This is a genomic window from Hydrogenophaga sp. PBL-H3 (assembly GCF_010104355.1).
Classification (GTDB): domain Bacteria; phylum Pseudomonadota; class Gammaproteobacteria; order Burkholderiales; family Burkholderiaceae_C; genus Hydrogenophaga.
The window spans coordinates 4,120,588-4,137,723 of record NZ_CP044972.1 but is presented as its reverse complement, the minus strand read 5'-3'; the positions used below and the strand labels follow the sequence as shown (position 1 = coordinate 4,137,723).

14 protein-coding genes are annotated in these 17,136 nt (G+C 67.4%); 7 read left to right on the top strand and 7 right to left on the bottom strand.

The genetic code is table 11. The features are described 5' to 3' along the window. Nucleotides 1-11: 11 nt before the first annotated feature. The 3 genes from F9Z44_RS19325 to F9Z44_RS19315 are packed head-to-tail and all read right to left on the bottom strand — an operon-like array spanning nt 12 to nt 3,331. Nucleotides 12-1,343, bottom strand: coding sequence for a sulfatase family protein (locus F9Z44_RS19325; protein WP_159608317.1), 1,332 nt, complete (start codon nt 1,341-1,343; stop codon nt 12-14). 8 nt (nt 1,344-1,351) lie between these two features. Beyond that, nucleotides 1,352-2,344, bottom strand: a complete 993-nt coding sequence (locus F9Z44_RS19320) for a Bug family tripartite tricarboxylate transporter substrate binding protein (protein ID WP_159608316.1) — start codon at nt 2,342-2,344, stop codon at nt 1,352-1,354. Nucleotides 2,345-2,368: 24 nt separating this feature from the next. After that, nucleotides 2,369-3,331: a Bug family tripartite tricarboxylate transporter substrate binding protein gene (locus F9Z44_RS19315; protein ID WP_236574195.1), complete on the bottom strand. Its 963-nt coding sequence runs from the start codon at nt 3,329-3,331 to the stop codon at nt 2,369-2,371. Between the two features lie 99 nt (nt 3,332-3,430). Here F9Z44_RS19315 and F9Z44_RS23195 point away from each other — a divergent pair, with 99 nt between their 5' ends. Beyond that, the gene (locus F9Z44_RS23195) at nt 3,431-3,943 is read left to right on the top strand and encodes a MarR family winged helix-turn-helix transcriptional regulator (protein ID WP_159608315.1); all 513 of its coding nucleotides are present in this window, start codon (nt 3,431-3,433) and stop codon (nt 3,941-3,943) included. Between the two features lie 12 nt (nt 3,944-3,955). Here the strand turns inward: F9Z44_RS23195 and F9Z44_RS19305 are convergent, their stop codons facing one another. Further along, nucleotides 3,956-5,512, bottom strand: coding sequence for a methyl-accepting chemotaxis protein (locus F9Z44_RS19305; protein ID WP_159608314.1), 1,557 nt, complete (start codon nt 5,510-5,512; stop codon nt 3,956-3,958). A gap of 304 nt (nt 5,513-5,816) precedes the next feature. Here F9Z44_RS19305 and F9Z44_RS19300 point away from each other — a divergent pair, with 304 nt between their 5' ends. After that, a complete protein-coding gene (locus F9Z44_RS19300; RefSeq protein WP_159608313.1) occupies nt 5,817-8,270 on the top strand; it encodes a sensor histidine kinase in 2,454 nt (817 codons plus the stop codon). Nucleotides 8,271-8,287: 17 nt separating this feature from the next. Here the strand turns inward: F9Z44_RS19300 and F9Z44_RS19295 are convergent, their stop codons facing one another. Both F9Z44_RS19295 and F9Z44_RS19290 read right to left on the bottom strand, forming a co-directional pair. Beyond that, nucleotides 8,288-8,587, bottom strand: coding sequence for a hypothetical protein (locus F9Z44_RS19295; protein WP_159608312.1), 300 nt, complete (start codon nt 8,585-8,587; stop codon nt 8,288-8,290). 49 nt (nt 8,588-8,636) lie between these two features. Beyond that, nucleotides 8,637-9,626, bottom strand: coding sequence for a sodium-dependent bicarbonate transport family permease (locus tag F9Z44_RS19290; protein ID WP_159608311.1), 990 nt, complete (start codon nt 9,624-9,626; stop codon nt 8,637-8,639). A 72-nt stretch (nt 9,627-9,698) separates the two neighbouring features. Between F9Z44_RS19290 and F9Z44_RS19285 the strand changes: the two genes are divergently transcribed. Further along, nucleotides 9,699-10,658, top strand: a complete 960-nt coding sequence (locus F9Z44_RS19285) for a LysR family transcriptional regulator (RefSeq protein WP_159608310.1) — start codon at nt 9,699-9,701, stop codon at nt 10,656-10,658. Here F9Z44_RS19285 and F9Z44_RS19280 read toward each other — a convergent pair. Next, nucleotides 10,607-11,707 (bottom strand): patatin-like phospholipase family protein, encoded by a 1,101-nt coding sequence (locus F9Z44_RS19280; protein WP_159608309.1) that lies wholly within the window; start codon nt 11,705-11,707, stop codon nt 10,607-10,609. The genes F9Z44_RS19285 and F9Z44_RS19280 overlap by 52 nt on opposite strands. A 93-nt stretch (nt 11,708-11,800) precedes the next feature. On the opposite strand from F9Z44_RS19280, the gene dinG reads away from it, so the two are divergent. From dinG to F9Z44_RS19260, 4 genes are all read left to right on the top strand, one after another. After that, a complete protein-coding gene (dinG, locus tag F9Z44_RS19275; protein WP_201449988.1) occupies nt 11,801-14,110 on the top strand; it encodes an ATP-dependent DNA helicase DinG in 2,310 nt (769 codons plus the stop codon). A gap of 27 nt (nt 14,111-14,137) precedes the next feature. Then, entirely contained in the window at nt 14,138-14,608 is a 471-nt protein-coding gene (locus tag F9Z44_RS19270; RefSeq protein WP_159608308.1) for a CopD family protein, read from the top strand. A gap of 119 nt (nt 14,609-14,727) precedes the next feature. After that, the gene (locus F9Z44_RS19265) at nt 14,728-15,363 is read left to right on the top strand and encodes a twin-arginine translocation signal domain-containing protein (RefSeq protein WP_159608307.1); all 636 of its coding nucleotides are present in this window, start codon (nt 14,728-14,730) and stop codon (nt 15,361-15,363) included. 82 nt (nt 15,364-15,445) lie between these two features. Then, nucleotides 15,446-17,014, top strand: coding sequence for a GMC family oxidoreductase (locus F9Z44_RS19260; protein WP_159608306.1), 1,569 nt, complete (start codon nt 15,446-15,448; stop codon nt 17,012-17,014). Nucleotides 17,015-17,136 lie beyond the last annotated feature (122 nt).

The window sequence follows — 17,136 nt, the reverse complement described above, 5'->3', positions numbered from 1 at the left end:
TGCGCGCCGGATCAGCGCTGCGGCATGTCCTTCACGGAGTAGCCCAGGCTCACCGTGGCATCCGCCGGGATCGGCGGCACGCTCGCGTCCCAGGCCAGCCACTGCGCACGCATGCGCGCCAGGCACTCGGGCTCGCGCGCGGCGAGGTTGGCGCGCTCGCGCTCGTCCTTCGCGATGTTGAAAAGGTATTCGTGACCATCGACCTGCAGGTACTTCCAGTCGCCCTCGCGCAGCGCGCGCTGGCCGCGGTGGTTCATGCGCCAGTACAGCGTGCGTTCGAAACGCTGCGCGGGCTCGCGCAACACCCTGAGAAGGCTCACGCCGTCCAGTGGCCAGTCCGGGTCGGCCTGGCCGCCACCGGCCTCCAGCAGCGTGGCCGACCAGTCCATGGTCATGCAGTGCTGCGTGCTCACGGTGCCGGCGGGAATGGCCGCCGGCCAGTGTGCGATCCACGGCACGCGGATGCCGCCTTCGGTGAGGTCCATCTTGCCGCCCACGAGCGGCCAGTTGTCGGAGAAACGCTCGCCGCCGTTGTCGCTGGTGAAGACGATCAGCGTGTTCTCTTCCAGCCCGTGCTCGCGCAGCGCGGCCATGAGGCGGCCGATGCCTTCGTCCATGTGGTGGATCATGCGGCGGTAGGTCTGCACGTCGCCGCCGTGCAGGTGGAACAGGTTCTTCGCCAGCTCGGGCGCCATGTGCGCGTCGTCGCGCGTTTCCCAGGGCCAGTGCGGCGCGGTGTAGTGCAGGCTGAGCAGGAAGGGCTTGCCCGCTTTCGCGTCGGCCGCGCGCTGGTGGATGTGGTCGACCGCGCGCTGCGAGAGCACGTCGGTGAGGTAGCCCACCTCGTGGTGTTCGTCTTCGTCGATGTAGAGGTCGTGCTCGCCGCTGGACGAGCAGTGGGTGAAGTAGTCGACACCCCCGGCCATGATGCCGAAGAACTCGTCGTAGCCCGAACGCAGTGGCCCGAACGTGGGCGGGTAGCCCAGGTGCCATTTGCCGATGAGCGCGGTGTGGTACCCGGCCTTTTTCAGCAGCGAGGGCAGGGTGGGAACCTCGGGCGGCAGGCCCAGTGTGGTGCTGCCCTTGCTGCGGCTGTTGATGGGTTCCTCCATCGCGCCGCGCAGCCGGTACTGGTAACGCATGGTGATGAGCGCGAAGCGTGTGGGCGAGCACACCGGCGAGTTGGCATAGCCCTGGGTGAACTTCACGCCGCCCGCAGCCAGGCGGTCGATGTGCGGCGAGACCGGGCCGAAGTCCGCCGCGCGACCGCCGTAGCAGCCGAGGTCGGCGTAGCCGAGGTCGTCGCAGACGATGTAGATGATGTTGGGGCGTTGCGGGGTCATGGAAAAGGTCACTCCACCTTCATGCCGGTGGCCTTCACGATCGGGCCGTAGCGGTTGTAGAGCGCGTCCATGCGCTGGCTCGCCTGTGCGCCGGTCAGGCCTTCGAAGAACAGGTCGAGGTTGGCCATGCGGGCCTGCACGTCGGGACGCTTGAGCGCGTCGATGATGGCCTTCTGCAGCGTCTGCACCACCGCGTCGGGCGTGGCGGCGGGCACCATCGCGACGTAGAGAACCTCCTGCTCCAGGCTCTTCAAGCCCGCCTCGGCCACGGTGGGCAGTTCGGGTGTCAGGCGCGAGCGCTGGCGGCTGGTGACGGCCAGCGCGGTGATCTTGCCGGTCTGCACGTGCGGCAGCATGCCGGGTGTGGCGAGCACGCCGCCATCGACCTCACCCGAAAGCACGGCCGTGACGGCCGGCGTGTTGCCGCGGTAGGGCACGTGCGTGATCTTCGCCTGCGTGGCTTCCTTGATCACTTCCACTGCGAGGTGGCCCGGGCTGCCGCTGCCGGCCGAGCTGAAGTTCAGGTCCTTGGTCTTGGCCATGTCCACCATGCCGGCGAGGTTCTTGATGCCGGTGGCCGGGTTCACGCCCACCAGCAGGCCGGAAGACGCCATCACCACCAGCGGTTTGAGGTCGCTTCGCTTGAACGGCATCGTCGCGTAGAGGTGCGGGTTGACGGTAACGGTGGTGTCGATGCCGAACAGCACGGTGTAGCCGTCGGCCGCGCTCTTGGCCACGTCGCCCGCGCCGATGTTGCCGGCCGCGCCGGCCTTGTTCTCGACCACGAAGGGCTGCTTGAGCGTTTCCTGCAGCACCTGGGCCACCGAGCGCGCGAGCAGGTCCGAAGGGCCGCCGGCGGGGAAGTTGTTGACGAAGCGCACCGGCTTGGTCGGGTACACGTCCTGGGCGGCTGCGGTGGCGGCGCCCAGGGCAAGGCTGCTGGTCAGCGCAAGGCCAGCGAGTGCACTCAGGCCGCGCCGTGAGATGGAGAGGGTCTTCATGGGTGGGTTTCTTTCAGGGATCGATCAGTCGAGTTGCACGCCGGTGGCCTTGATCGGGGCTTCCCAGCGTTTCAGGTCGGATTTCTGTTCAGCGGCCAGTTCGCCCGGCGTGGAGCCCACCGGGTCGTAGCCCAGGCCGCGCATGCGCTCGCGCATCTCGGGCCGCTGCATGGCACTGGCCACAGCGGTGTTGAGGCGTGCGAGCACGCCGGGGCTGAGCCCGGCCGGGCCATACATGGCAAACCAGGCGGTGGCGTCCATGTCGATGCCCGCCTCCTTCAAGGTGGGTACCTCGGGTACCTGCGGATCGCGCTGGCTGCCCGTGACGGCAATGATGCGCACCTTGCCCGAGCGGTGCAGTTCGGCGGTTTCGGACACCACGTCGAACTTGTAGTCGATGTGGCCACCTAGCAGGGCGGTGTTGGCCGGACCGCCGCCCTGGAACGGCACGTGGTTGAGCGAGGCACCTGCTTTCTGTTCAAACAGCACGCCCATGAAGTGCGGCAGCGTGCCCAGGCCCGGCGTGCCGTAGGTGGCCTTGCCGGGTTGCGCCTTGGCCTGCGCAATCATGTCTTTCACCGTCTTGGCGGAGCTGGCCGGCCCGGCCACCACGCCGAACTGGAAACGCGCCAGCAGAGAAACGGGCGTGAAGTCGGCCACCGCGTCGTAGTCCAGCTTCTTGTAGACGTGGGGAAAGAGCACCATGGGACCGCTGGGCAGCACGATCACGGTCTGCCCGTCGGGCGCGGCACGCTTGACCTGTTGCAGTGCAATGCGGCCACCCGCGCCGGGGCGGTTTTCCACCACGACGGAGCTGAAGTCGTTGCGCAGGGCCTCGCCGATCAGCCGCGCCAGTGTGTCGGCCGAGCCGCCCGGCGGAAAGCCCACCACGATCTTCAGCGGCGGTTTGTCCTGCGCGAAGCCGCTCAAGGGATTGACCAAGGCCGCAAGGGCCAGACAGGTGCCGGCCATCCATCGTGTTTGCATGCTGTGTCTCCTGGGTTGTCGGGTGTTCCCGGTGCAACTCACCATGCTATGCAGGGACAATCAATTGCAGAAATCAATCAATGCGGGTGTTTTCCCTACATGCCGGACAAGAGCCCTCACGACCGACTCACCGAGCCGCAGCACCAGGCCGACCTGCTGCTGTACCGGCTCTACCGCATCCACATCACGGCCGGCCGGCTGGTGGTGCACCTGTGCGAATCGGAGTTCGGCATCACGCGGCGCGAGTGGCGCATCCTGTCGTTCCTGGCCGAGCGCGAGGGTGCGCAGTCGTCGCAGCTGGCCGAACACGCCATGCTCGACCGCGCGCGCACCTCGCGCACACTGACCACGCTGGCGTCCAAGAAGTTGGTGGTGCGCCAGCCCAAGCCGTCGGACCGGCGCGAGGTGAACGTGTTCCTCACCGACGAAGGGCGGCGGCTGTACGGTGCGATCTATCCGCGCGTGGCGACGATCAACCGCGAACTGGCCTCGGGTCTGACAGACGCCCAGCGCAGACAACTCGACGCCATGGTGGACGCGCTGCAGGCGCAGGCCAGCCGCATGGTGGCGGCCGCGCCCGAGACGCCGCTGCCGCAGGACGGCGGGGAATGAGGCGCAGACCGGTCAGGCGAACTTGAAGGTCGCCACGGTCTGCACCAGATCGTCGGCCTGGCTCTTGAGGCCACTGGCGGCCGAAGCCATCTGCTCGACCATGGCCGCGTTCTGTTGCGTGCTCTGGTCCATCTGGGTGACGGCCTCGCCCACCTGGGCCACGGCGCTGCTCTGCTCGGTGCTGGCCGAGCTGATCTCGCCCACGATGTCGGTGACGCGGCGGATGCTCTGCACCACCTCGTTCATGGTGTTGCGTGCCTGGTCCACCAGGGCCGAGCCTTGATCGACACGGTCCACGCTGTCGGAGATCAGGCCCTTGATTTCCTTGGCGGCCTCGGCGCTGCGACCGGCCAGCAGGCGAACCTCGCCCGCCACCACGGCGAAGCCGCGCCCTTGCTCGCCAGCGCGCGCCGCTTCCACCGCGGCGTTGAGCGCCAGGATGTTGGTCTGGAAGGCGATGCTGTCGATCACCGAAATGATGTCGGCGATCTTCTTGCTGGACTCGTTGATGGCGCGCATCTTGTCGACCACCTGCCCCACCACCTCGCCGCCCTGCACGGCAACAGACGAAGCGCTTTGCGCCAGTGCGTTGGCCTGGCGTGCGTTGTCGGCGTTCTGGCGCACCGTGCTGCCGAGTTCTTCCATGCTGGCGGAGGTCTGCTCCAGCGCGCTGGCCTGGCCTTCGGTGCGCGCGCTCAGGTCGTGGTTGCCCTGTGCGATCTCGGTGCTGGCCAGCGCCACCGACTCGCTGCCCTGGCGCACGCGACTCACGATGCCGGCCATGTTGTCGCGCATCACGCGCAGGCCGTGCAGCAGGCTGTGCGTGTCGCCCGGTTGCAGGTCGATCCTCACGCTGAGGTCGCCCTGTGCGATGCAGTCGGTGATGGCACTGGCGTGGCTCGGCTCGCCCCCGAGCTGCTTGAGGATGCTGCGCGCGATCACCAGGCCCACCCCCAGCAACAGCGCAGCCAGCACGAGCGAGCTCAGGCCCATCATCAGGGTGCGCTGCCAGATGGTTGCGGTGACGGTGTCCACGTAGACGCCCGAGCCGATCACCCAGCCCCAGGGTGCAAAGCCCTTCACATACGACACCTTCTGCACCGGCGCTTCGCTGCCGGGCTTGGGCCACATGTAGGACACATAGCCAGCGCCCGATTGTTTGACGGTGTTGACGAACTCGACGAACAGGTGTTTGCCGGTCGGGTCCTTGTTGCCACTGAGGTCCTTGCCTTCGAGCTCCGGCTTGATCGGGTGCATCACCATCACCGGCTGCATGTCGTTGATCCAGAAGTACTCGGCGCCGCTGTAGCGCAGCGAGCGGATGGCGTCCAGCGCGAGGCCCCTGGCCTGCTCGTCGGTCATCTTGCCTTGCTTGGCCAGTCCGTGAAAGTGCACCGCCAGGCCGTGCGCAGTCTCCACCGTCTGGCGCACGCCGTTCTGGCGCTCTTCGAGGATGAGGTTCTTTTCGGAGATGAGGAAGATGGCGAGCAGCACGGCCAGGCCAGCCACGGCGCTGGCCACGAGGATGCCGAGTCTTTTGGAGACGCCGAGGGAAGTCAGTCGAAACATGAAGAGGTCCAGTCGATGAAAGCGGGGGGTGCTGGTGTGCGGCGGCGCTGGGCCCGCAGGCCTGGCCGCACCGTCAGCGGGGCTACCCCCGTGTATCGACATCTGGCCGGCGGTCTGTAGCCGGAAATGGGCCGGTTTGACCCCGCATTTGCCCTGCCCGGGTCAGGGTGAATCCGCTGCGCAGGGTTGTGTGGCCGGGTTACATTTTTGACCTGTTGGCAACGGCCGCCGCCTCAAGCCACCCTTCCTCACCTCCCGGAAATCACCGCACCGTGTCGACCCCTCCACCCACCGAGATCGCCGCTTGAGCAACCGTGCCCGCCTTGTGCCCGCCTGGGTGGCGCTGCTGACGGTGGTGGCCGCGGCGTTTCTGTGGTGGCAGTCGGAGCGTTCCCAGGCGCTGCTGCGCGAGCAGGTGCTCCTGCAGGCCGAACAGCGGGGCGTCCACCTGGCCGACGCCATGGCTGGGCAGGTCAGCGGCATGATCACCACACTCGATCTGCAACTGCGCGACCTGCGCCGCGAGTGGTTGCGTGAACCGGCCGGTTTCAACGACGTTGCCCGCGGGGTGGTGCAGGCCTTGCCACCGGGCTTCGTGACGCACATCTCGGTGGTCAACGCAGAGGGCTACGTGGTCTACGACAGCCTGGCCACGCCGACCGCCACCTTCGTGGGCGACCGGGCGCACTTCCAGGCCCAGCGCGACGCCGCCACGCAGGACCGCCTCATGATCAGCCAGCCGTTGGAGTCGCGCATGGCCTCGGGCTGGGTCGTCGTGGTCAACCGGCCGATCTTGCGTGCAGGCCGGTTTGACGGCGCCATGCAGATGGCGGTGTCCACCGACTTCATCGCCCGCAGGCTGGCTGCCCTGCAACTCTCCGGGCAGGACGTGGTGGCCTTGCTCGCGCCCGATGGCGCCTTTCTCGCCCGCAGCCTGGACCACCGGGGGGCCATGGGTGCCCGCGTGCCGGCGGATCGGCCGTTTCTCACCGACCGTGTCGCCCGCAGTGGCAGCTACCGCGCCAGTGGCCTGATCGACGGCATTCCCCGCACCTACGGCTGGTACCGCCTGAACACCTCGGGTCTGGTGGTCACCACCGGGATTGCCGATGAAGCCGTGCTGGCACCCCTGACACCGGCGCTCAGGAGCAGCCGCCAGGTGACCGCGGCACTCACCTTGCTGCTGCTGTTGAGCGGCGGATTGATCATTGCGCTGCTGCTGCACGCGGGTCGCAAGGCGTCGGCGCTGGAAGCCAGCGAGGTGCTGCGGCTGCGGCAGTTCGAGAGCTCGCCGCTGGCCATGCTGGTGATGGATGCGGCCACCCAGCGTTTCGTCGACTGCAACGCAGCCGCCCTGCGCATCTATGGCTACCCCACGCGCGAGGCGCTGCTGAACCAGTCGCCGATGGACTTGTCGGCCAAGGTGCAGGAGGGCGGGGAATCCTCGGTGAAAAAGGGCTTTGCTTTCGTCGAAGAAACACGGCGCTCGGGTGCGGTGGTGTTCGAGTGGCGCCACAAGCGCCCCGACGGCACCCTGTGGGACGGCGAAGGCCACCTCATGGCGTTCGAGTTGCACGGGCGCTCGCTGATGCAGTTCACCATGCAGGACATCACCTTGCGCAAGCGCGCGGAGGCCGCTTTGCAGGAGAGCGAGGCGCGTCTGAAGGAGGCGCAGCGCCTGGCGCGGGTGGGCAGCTGGCAGCGCGACCTGGCCACCAACGAACTCAGCTGGTCCGACGAAATCTTCCGCATCTTCGAGCTGGACGCCTCCGTCAGGCCCACCTACAAGATCTTCATCACCCACGTGCATCCCGACGACCGCCATCTGGTCACCGAGGCCTACCAGCGCTCGTTCGACGGGCGCGAGTCTTACGACCTGGTGCACCGCCTGCTCATGGCCGACGGGCGCGTCAAACACGTTCGGGTGTCGGGGTTCACCGAGTTCGACGGGGATCGTGCCCTGCGCAGCGTGGGCACCGTGCAGGACATCACCGAAGTGCACACGGCCGAAGAAGCGCTCAAGCGCCTGAACGAAGAGCTGGAGCTGCGCGTGGCCGAGCGCACGCGCGAGATGTCCGTGCTCAACCGCGAACTGGAGGCCTTTGCCTACAGCGTCTCGCACGACCTGCGCACGCCCTTGCGCAGCATCGATGGTTTTGCCAGTCTGCTGGAAGAGGAGTGTGGCGCGGTGCTGACCGAAGACGGGCGCAACTACGTCACCCGCATCCGAACCTCGTCACGGCGCATGGGTCGGCTGATCTCCGACCTGCTGACCCTGGCGCACCTGAGCAGCGCCGAGCTGCGCCGCGAACCGGTGGACCTCACGCGCATGGCCCACTCCATCGTCAAGGAGCTGGTCGGCACCGCCCCCGGCCGCAGCGTGCAATGGCGCATCGACGAAGGCATGCAGGTCACCGCCGATCCGGGCCTGATGCGGGTGGTGCTGCAAAACCTGCTGGGCAACGCCTGGAAATACACCGGCCAGACGCCCGATGCCGTGGTGGCGTTCACCCACACCGTGCGGGCCGACGGGGGCGTGAATTTCTGTGTGCGCGACAACGGTGCCGGCTTCGACATGGCCTACGCCGACCAGCTTTTCGAGCCGTTCAAACGCTTGCACGCCCACCACGAGTTCGAAGGCTCGGGCGTCGGCCTGGCCACGGTGCGCCGCGTGATCGAACGCCACGGCGGACAGGTGAGCGGTGAGGGTGTCGTCGGGCGTGGGGCGTCGTTCTGTTTCAACCTGCCCGACGCCTGAGCGCCGCCGCCGGGGCTTCAGAGCGGATCGTGAAGCGCCTTGGACAGCGCTGCGATGTTGGCCGCACTGGGCACTTGCGGTTTCATCTCGTCTTCCTCAGCGGTGGCGTTTTCGTGTGCCTGGATCGCGTTCACCATGTCGTACTGGGATTCCCACACGAGGGTCTTGCCGGGCGGGCACAGGTCGCGCAAGGTGCCGAACCAGTAGTAGCCGTCGTTGCCACCGAAGAGCTTGTCGATGCCGCCCGCGTCACCTGCCTTGAGGCCATGGGCCGAGAGGATCTGGGTGAGTTTGTGGTGGGAGACGGAATAAGGCATGGGAGAACCGAGGTCGTGTGGGGTCGGCGAGTTTACCGAACTCCAGACATCACCCCAGCACGCGCTGCGCGATGCCGACGTACAAGGGGATGCCCACCACGATGTTGAACGGAAAGGTGATGCCCAGCGACATGCCGAAGTACAGCGCCGGTTGCGCCTCGGGGATGGCGTGGCGCAGCACGGCGGGTACGGCGATGTACGAGGCGCTGGCCGCCAGCACCATCAGCAGCGCGCCGTTGCCCGGGCTCACCTCGGCCGCCCATGCCAGGGCGAGCGCCAGCGCGGCATGGGCCAGCGGCGCGAGCACGGCGTAAGCCAGCAGCCACAGCGGCTTTCCCTGGAGGCCGCCCAGGTTGCGCGCAGCCATCAGCCCCATGTCGAGCAGGAAGAAGGCCAGCATGCCCTTGAACAGATCGGTCGAAAACGGCGCCATCACCGCTTTCCCGGCCTCGCCCGTGACCATGCCGATGGCCATGGCGCCCAGCAGGAGCAACTGGGCGCCGTCGGTGAAAGACTCATGCAGGATCTTGCCCGCGCGGAGCGGTGTGCCGGCCAGCGCGAGCGTGCCGCCGCAGGAGACGCTCGCCGCCGATGTCTGGCGCAAGGTGTTGGCGAACAGCACCGCCATGATGATCGCGGGTGACTCCATCAAGGCCATCGCCGCGGCCATGTGACCGCCGAACGCCGTGGCATGGCTCTCGAGGTACTGCACGGTGGTGATGAAGGTGACGGCGCTGACCGATCCATAGGTCGCGGCAATGGCCGCTGCATCGAATCCTCCTAGCCGCTGCTTGAGCAGCTGGTAGCTGATGGCTGGTATCAGGACAGCCAGCAACACCGCGAGGCCCAGGGTGATGGCCACCTCGGCAGTGAGCCCCGACTCGGCGAGTGAAAAGCCGCCCTTCAGGCCCAACGCCATCAGCAGGTAGAGCGAGAGGAAGCGGGAGATCTGGGGCGGGATTTCCAGGTTGGATTTGACGGTGCCGGCCAGCACACCGAAGACGAAGAACAGGATGGCGGGGTCGAGCAGGTTGGACATGGGCGCGATCCTAGGCACTTTGTTCAATAATGAAAAATCAATTCTTGTGATTGTTTCCATCGATAAAAGTCTATGAACTTCACCTTCCGGCAACTTCGGCTCTTTCTGGCCCTGGCGCAGCACAAGAGCATCACCGCGGCGGCGCGGGCCTGCCATGTCACACAGCCCACCGTCTCCATGCAGATCAAGGAGTTGGCCGACTCGGTGGGCTTGCCGCTGTACGAGCAGATCGGCAAGCGGCTGTTCCTCACCGAGGCTGGCGAGGCCTTGGTGGAGACGGCGCGGCTGATGGAAGACGACTGGGCGACCTTTGAGCAGCGCATCGACGCCATGAAGGGGCTCACGCGCGGGCGCCTGCGGCTCGCGGTGGTGAGCACCGCCAAATATTTCGTGCCCAGCCTGCTGGGCAGCTTTTGCGACAGCCATCCCGACATCGACATTGCGCTGGAGCTGCTCAACCGCGACGCGGTGGTGGATCGGCTGCGCCACAACCGGGACGACCTCTACATCATGTCCATGCCGCCCGAGGACATCGAGCTGGACAAACATGCCTTCCTGCCCAACCCGCTGGTCGTGATTGCCTCGGCTTCGCACCGCTGGGCGCAGCGGCGAAGGCTGTCGCTGGCGGATATGGATACCGAACGTTTCATCGTGCGCGAACGCGGATCGGGCACGCGCCTGGCGTGCGACGCCCATTTCGAGGCGCAGGGTTTCGTTCCCCGTGTGCGCCTGGAGCTGGGCAGCAACGAGGCGATCAAGGAAGCGGTGGCCGCGGGCATGGGTCTGGCGGTGGTCTCACGACACGCGCTGGCCACACCCTTGCCGGATCCACGGCTGGTCGAGCTCGCCGTGGCGGGCTTTCCGGTGCAGTGCAGCTGGTGGACGTTGTACCCGCGCGGCAAGCGCCTGTCGCCAGTTGCCACGGTTTTCCTCCAACAGATCGAGCGCACCGCGCGCGACTGGTACGAGCAGCGCCGGCCTCAACCCTCCAGCACCCCCGCCAGATCAAAGCTGCCGCGTTCACCCAGGTGATGCCCGTTGGCGGCCAGCCAGCGCCCGGCCGCCGCGTGGCCGAGTTCGTTCAGCTTCGAGAGAAAGGCCCACTGCGTTTCGGTCTTGCTCGCCGCACCCAGCGAGCTGAGCGATTCGCCACCGTCGATCAGGTGCACGCGCAGGTCCTGCACGCGCTTGAACAGCGGCTGGCGGTGGCGCTGGCCCGCGCGGCCTTCGCCGTCGATGAGCTGCTTGAGCAGGGCGATGCTGCGCATCTCCTTGAGCAGGCTGGCGTTGAAGGTCACTTCGTTGATGCGGTCCAGGATGTCGCTGGCGCTGCGCGGCACGTCGTCGCGCAACACCGGGTTGATCTGCACCAGCAGCAAGTCGTCGGCCGGGCTGTCGGTGATCAGCGGCAGCAGCGAGGGGTTGCCCGCGTAACCACCGTCCCAGTAGGCTTCGCCGTCGATCTCCACCGCCTGGAACAGCAGCGGCAGGCAGGCCGAGGCCATCACCATGTCGGCGGTGAGTTCGTGCTGGCCGAACACGCGCAGCGCGCCTGTGCGCACCTGCGTGGCCGAGATGAAGAGCCGGGTCTTGTGGCAGGCGCACACGCGCTTGAAGTCCACCGTCTCCACCAGGATGTCGCGCAGCGGGTTGAGGTTGAGCGGGTTGAGCTGGTAGGGCGAGAGCTGGCTGCCCAGCGCGGCGTTGAATTGTTTGAACGGCGCCAGCCACGGCGCCATGAGCGCCTGCGCCGGGCCAAACGCGGCGCCCAGCGGCCCGCTTTGCAGCTTGTGAAAAGGTGAGATCTCGGCCACGCGCGTCCAGAACTGGCGCAGCACGCGCCGCGCGCCTTCGCGCCCGCCGTCCATGAGGCCTGCGGCCAGGGCCACGGCGTTCATGGCGCCCGCGCTGGTGCCGCTGATGGCGGAGATCTCCAGCGACTCCTCTTCCAGCAAGCGGTCGAGCACTCCCCAGGTGAAGGCGCCGTGCGAGCCGCCGCCTTGCAGCGCCAGGTCAATCGGCAGTTTGCCGCCCGCCGTGCGGCAGGCAGGTTTGCGGGTGGGGCGGGATGTCTTGGTCATGGGCGCGGCTGGGTTAGGGCTTGCGCATTGCACCATGTTCCCGATGTCCTCCTGGGGCGTCTGGGACAATCGCGCTTTGCCCGCTTGCTGCGCATGTCCACCCTCCTTGAGCCGACCGCCGAAGAATCCCCCACGCTGCCCACCGGCCCTCTGGCGCGCGAGGCGCTCGCCCTGGTGGCCTTCGACCACGTGATGGCGCACGCCAGCGGCTACCGTGCCCGCCCGGGCCAGCGCGAAATGGCTGCGCACATCGCGCACACGCTCTCGGGCGTGACGCCGGGCGACGACTCGGTGGCCTCGGACGCGGCCCTGCCCGCGCGCGGCATCGCGGTGGTGCAGGCCGGCACCGGCGTGGGCAAGTCGGCGGCTTACGCGGCCACCGTCATTCCGCTGGCCCTGGCGCAGCAAAAGCGCGTGATCATCTCCACCGCCACCGTGGCGCTGCAGGAGCAGCTGATTGCGAAAGACCTGCCCGCGTTGGCCGCCACGCTGCCCCAGCCGTTCAGCTTTGCGCTGGCCAAGGGGCGCGGGCGCTACGTGTGCCGCCTGAAGCTGGACCAGCTCAGTGGTGGCGATGCGGCCAGCGCCGACCTGTTCGAGAGCGACGACGCTCCCACCGACGCCAGCGCCTCGGGCGTGGCCGCGCGCGCCGTGGCCTCGGCCTCGGCGGCCGCGCGCTGGCAGGAGCGCGGCGTGCAGTACACCGCCTGGGCCAACGCACTCGATGGCGGCAGCTGGGACGGCGACCGCGACCGCTTGGACGAGCCGCCCGACAGCAGCCTGTGGGGTCCTGTGGCGGCCGAGCGCCACACCTGCACCGCGCGCCACTGCCCCAGCTACAACAGCTGCAGCTACTACCAGGCGCGCGCCAGGCTGGCGCAGGCGCAGGTGATCGTGGTCAACCACGACCTGCTGCTCGCCACGCTGGGCCTGCACGCGCTGCCTGCGCCGCAAGACTGTTATGTGGTGTTCGACGAGGCGCACCACCTGGGCTCGGTCGCGCAAGGCCAGTTCACCGCCTCCATGGACCTCATGCGCAGCAATTGGCTCGACAAACTGCCGCGCGCGGTGGACGAGGTGGCCGGCGCACTGGACGCCCGACCCACCTCGGACGTGGCGCAACTCGCCAAAGATTTGAAGACCGCCCAGGGCGAACTCGCGCGCCTGGCGATGCAGCGCATCGGGGCGCTGCCGGCCTGGCTCGACCTTACCGGCCGCACGCAGGGCCGCCCACCGGCGCGCAGCGGCTTCGCCGACAACGCCCCATCCATCGTCGACCGCTTCGACGGCGGCGTGCTGCCGCCCGAGTGGACCGAGGTGGTGGCGCAGATGCACGCCAACGCCAGCGCGCTGCTCAAGGTGTTTGAAGCCCTGGCCACCCAGCTCAAGGCCAACGCACGCGAAAATCCCAGCGACGCCGCGCGCTGCGCCAAGCTCTACAGCCGCCTGGGCGTGCTCGCGCCGCGCCTGCAGAGCGCGCAGGAAACCGCCACGCTGTGGATGCAGTCCACCACCGACGGCCAGCCGCCGCTGGCCAAGTGGCTGGAGGCCGGCATCCACCACGGTCTCGTCACGCTCACCGCGCACGCCTGCCCGCTGCAGCCCGGCAGCCTGCTGCGCAACCATTTGTGGAACAAGGTGCGCGCCGCGGTGGTCACCTCGGCTTCGCTGATGACCTGCGGCAACTTCGACCATTTCCTGCACGAGTCGGGTCTGGCCTACGACGACGCGGTGGCCACGCGCGAGGTGCAGAGTCCATTCGACCACGCAAGCCAGGGCCGCCTGGTGGTGGTGCAGACCGTGGCCGACCCCAAGGACGTGGAAGGCTACACGCGCGAGATGCTCGCCTCGCTCATGGAAGACCTGCGCGAGGTCAAGCGCGGCGCGCTGGTGCTGTTCACCTCGCGCGCTCAAATGCGCCAGGCGCAGGGCCTGCTGGAGCGCGGCGAACACGGCGCCTTGCGCGAGCGCGTGCTGGTGCAGGGCGAGGCCTCGCGCACCGTGCTGCTGCGCCGCCACGCCGAGCGCGTGGCCGAAGGCGAGGCCTCCATCCTGTTTGGCCTGCAGTCGTTTGGCGAGGGGCTCGATTTGCCGGGTGAGCTGTGCGAGTGGGTGTTCATCACCAAGCTGCCGTTTGCTTCGCCCAGCGACCCGGTGGGCCAGGCGCGCGCCGACTGGCTCAAGGCCCAGGGCCGCGACCCCTTCAGCGAACTCGTGGTGCCCGCCACCGGCGCGCGCCTGCTGCAGTGGACCGGCCGCGCCCTGCGCAGCGAGACCGACGAAGCCGTGGTGGTCTGCTACGACGCCCGCCTGCTGCGCCAGAGCTACGGCCGACGCATGCTGCAAGGCCTGCCGCCCTACCGATTGCAGCGCCGCGTGGGCGGCGTCACCACCGACGTCTGATTTTTCTCTCCAACGAAAGTGCTCCCCATGATCTACGCCAGTCTCAAGCTCATCCACGTCCTGTCCATCGTGCTGTGGATCGGTGGCATGTTTTTCGCCCACGCCTTCATGCGCCCGGCGGTGCAATTTCTGGAACCCCCGCTGCGCATCCGTCTCATGCACGGCGTGCTCAAACGCTTTTTCGCCACCGTGCAGGTGGTGGTGTTGCTGGTGCTGTTTTCGGGCCTGTGGATGATCGGGCGCGTGGCCAAGGAAACGGTTCAGGCCGGCCTGCCGTTCAACATGCCGCTGGGCTGGACCGCCATGGCCACGCTGGGCATCCTGATGATCGTGATCTTTGGCCACATCCGCTTCGCGCTGTTCAAGCGCCTCACGCGCGCCGTGAACGCCAGCGACTGGCCGGCCGGCGGCGCGGCGTTGGCCTCGATCCGCACCTGGGTCGGCGTGAATCTGATCCTGGGCGTGGCCACCATCGCGGCCACGCTGTTGCTGGGTTGAACAGCCCGGGTTTTCCCTGTAGGTAGCGAGCTACCACCCGCCCGCCGACCGGGCGCGCAATACTGCTTTTCACACCCGCAAATCCTGCGGGTGTGAGACCCAAAAAAGCAGGAGACAACATGCGCGTCATTGCCATCCAGGGGAACGCCCCCGCCGTCGCCACGGCCAGCGCTTGCAACGAAGACATGGGCGATGTGCCCAAGATGAACCTGCCGCTGGCGCGGCGCGAATTCCTCAAGGGGTCGGGGGTGCTGATGGGCACCCTGGTCACCGGCAGCTTGCTCGCCAGCCTCGCGCCTTCGCCGGTGTGGGCGGTCGAGCTCAAGGTGTTGAGCAAGGCCGAAGGCGAAGCCCTCATGGCCATGGGCCGCGTGCTCTATCCGCACAAGAAACTGCCCGATGCGGTGTACGCGCTGCTGGCCAAGGACCTCGATGCCAAAGCCGCGGGCGACGCGGGAGCGGCCAAGATGCTCAAGGACGGTATTGCCGCCCTGAACAATGCCGCCAACGGCAACTTCACCAAGGCCGGCTCGGCGAAGAAGCTGCAGATCGTGAAAGCCATGGAAGGCCAGCCCTTCTTTGGAGCGGTACGGGGTCAGTGCATCACCTCGCTCTACGACAACGACATGGCCTACGCCACCTTCGGCTATCCCGGCTCGGCCTGGGAGAAGGGCGGCTACATCACGCGCGGCTTCCAGGACCTGAAGTGGTTGCCGGCGCCCACCGCGCAAGCCAGCCCTGCCGCCGATCTCTGACCCACGACCCCCGGGCATTTCCCCACGAGTTCAACAAGAGGCGACCGGGCCGCAGAGCACCGGGACGCTCCAGGAGACACACATGACAACGTTTGCAAACAGCGACGACTCGGTCGTCGTCATCATCGGTTCGGGTGCGGGCGGCGGCACGCTGGCCAACGAGTTGTGCCAGAAGGGCATCAAGGTCGTGGTGCTGGAGGCCGGTGGCGCGCAGAGCAACGCCAGCTTCATCAACGACGAGTGGAAATCGTTCAGCCAGCTGGCCTGGCTGGACACCCGCACCACCTCGGGCAGCTGGCGCGTGGCCAAAGACTTCGCCGGTCTTCCGGCCTGGATCTGCAAGACCGTGGGCGGCACGACCACCCACTGGGCGGGCGCATCGTTGCGCTTTCAGGAACACGAGTTCCGCACAAAAACCGTTTATGGCGAGATCAAGGGGGCGAGCCTGCTCGACTGGCCCATCACGCTCAAGGACCTGGAGCCCTACTACGCCAAGGCCGAAGACAAGATGGGCGTGACGCGCACCAACGGCATCCCCGGCCTGCCGGGCAACAACAACTTCAAGGTGATGTACAACGGCGCCTCCAAGCTGGGCTACAAGGAAGTGCACACCGGAAACATGGCCATCAACAGCCAGCCGCGCGACGGCCGCGGCCGCTGCCTGCAGCTGGGTTTCTGCTTCCAGGGCTGCAAGAGTGGCGCCAAGTGGAGCACGCTCTACACCGAGCTGCCCAAGGCCGACGCCACCGGCAACTTCGAACTGCGCACGCAGGCCCACGTGACCCGCATCGAGCACAACCCCGCGGGCAAGGTGACCGGTGTCGTGTACTTCGACAAAGACAAGAAAGAGCAGCGCCAGAAGGCCCGCATCGTCTGCGTGGCGGGCAACTCCATCGAGACGCCGCGCCTGCTGCTGCTCTCGGCCTCCAGCATGTTCAAGGACGGACTGGCCAACAGTTCGGGACAGGTCGGCCGCAACTACATGCGCCACATGACCGGCTCGGTGTACGCAGCCTTCAAGGACCCGGTGCACATGTACCGCGGCACCACCATGGCGGGCATCGTGCGCGACGAGGCCAAGCACGACACCAAGCGCGGCTTTGCGGGCGGCTACGAGCTGGAGACGCTGTCGCTGGGCGTGCCCTTCATGGCCGCCTTCCTCAACCCCGGTGGCTGGGGCGCTGACTTCGCCTGGTGGATGGAGCGCTACACCCAGCTCGCCGGCATGTGGCTGGTGGGCGAGGACATGCCGCGCGAAACCAACCGCGTCACGCTCAACGAGAAGGTCAAGGACCAGTGGGGCAACTACGTGCCCAACGTGCACTTCGACGATCACGACAACGACATCGCCATGCGCAACCACGCGTTCACCCAGGGCGAGCGCATCTACCAGGCGGCGGGTGCCATCAAAACCTTCCGCACGCCACCCTACCCGAGCACGCACAACATGGGCACCTGCCGCATGAGCGCGCGCAAGCAGGACGGTGTGTGCAACGCCTGGGGCCAGACGCACGACATCCCCAACCTGTTCATCAGCGACGGCAGCCAGTTCACCACCGGCGGCGCAGAAAACCCCACGCTGACCATTGTTACTTTGGCGATCCGCCAGGCCGACTACATTGCGCAGCAGATGACGGCGAGAGCAATCTAGGCCCCCACGCTTCCCCGCTGCGCGAGGTCCGCTGCCCCCCAGGGGGGCTGATCCGCCTTGGGGCGGCCCGGCGGCGGATCGGGCCCCCACGCAGCGTCGCTTTCCGGATTGTTTTCCGCTCC

Excerpts from the sequence above, each read along its gene's own strand:
- F9Z44_RS19325 (WP_159608317.1), bottom strand. The coding sequence starts at position 1,343 with ATGACCCCGCAACGCCCCAACATCATCTACATCGTCTGCGACGACCTC.
- F9Z44_RS19320 (WP_159608316.1), bottom strand. The coding sequence starts at position 2,344 with ATGAAGACCCTCTCCATCTCACGGCGCGGCCTGAGTGCACTCGCTGGC.
- F9Z44_RS19315 (WP_236574195.1), bottom strand. The coding sequence starts at position 3,331 with ATGCAAACACGATGGATGGCCGGCACCTGTCTGGCCCTTGCGGCCTTG.
- F9Z44_RS23195 (WP_159608315.1), top strand. The coding sequence starts at position 3,431 with ATGCCGGACAAGAGCCCTCACGACCGACTCACCGAGCCGCAGCACCAG.
- F9Z44_RS19305 (WP_159608314.1), bottom strand. The coding sequence starts at position 5,512 with ATGTTTCGACTGACTTCCCTCGGCGTCTCCAAAAGACTCGGCATCCTC.
- F9Z44_RS19295 (WP_159608312.1), bottom strand. The coding sequence starts at position 8,587 with ATGCCTTATTCCGTCTCCCACCACAAACTCACCCAGATCCTCTCGGCC.
- F9Z44_RS19290 (WP_159608311.1), bottom strand. The coding sequence starts at position 9,626 with ATGTCCAACCTGCTCGACCCCGCCATCCTGTTCTTCGTCTTCGGTGTG.
- F9Z44_RS19285 (WP_159608310.1), top strand. The coding sequence starts at position 9,699 with ATGAACTTCACCTTCCGGCAACTTCGGCTCTTTCTGGCCCTGGCGCAG.
- F9Z44_RS19280 (WP_159608309.1), bottom strand. The coding sequence starts at position 11,707 with ATGACCAAGACATCCCGCCCCACCCGCAAACCTGCCTGCCGCACGGCG.
- dinG (WP_201449988.1), top strand. The coding sequence starts at position 11,801 with ATGTCCACCCTCCTTGAGCCGACCGCCGAAGAATCCCCCACGCTGCCC.
- F9Z44_RS19270 (WP_159608308.1), top strand. The coding sequence starts at position 14,138 with ATGATCTACGCCAGTCTCAAGCTCATCCACGTCCTGTCCATCGTGCTG.
- F9Z44_RS19265 (WP_159608307.1), top strand. The coding sequence starts at position 14,728 with ATGCGCGTCATTGCCATCCAGGGGAACGCCCCCGCCGTCGCCACGGCC.
- F9Z44_RS19260 (WP_159608306.1), top strand. The coding sequence starts at position 15,446 with ATGACAACGTTTGCAAACAGCGACGACTCGGTCGTCGTCATCATCGGT.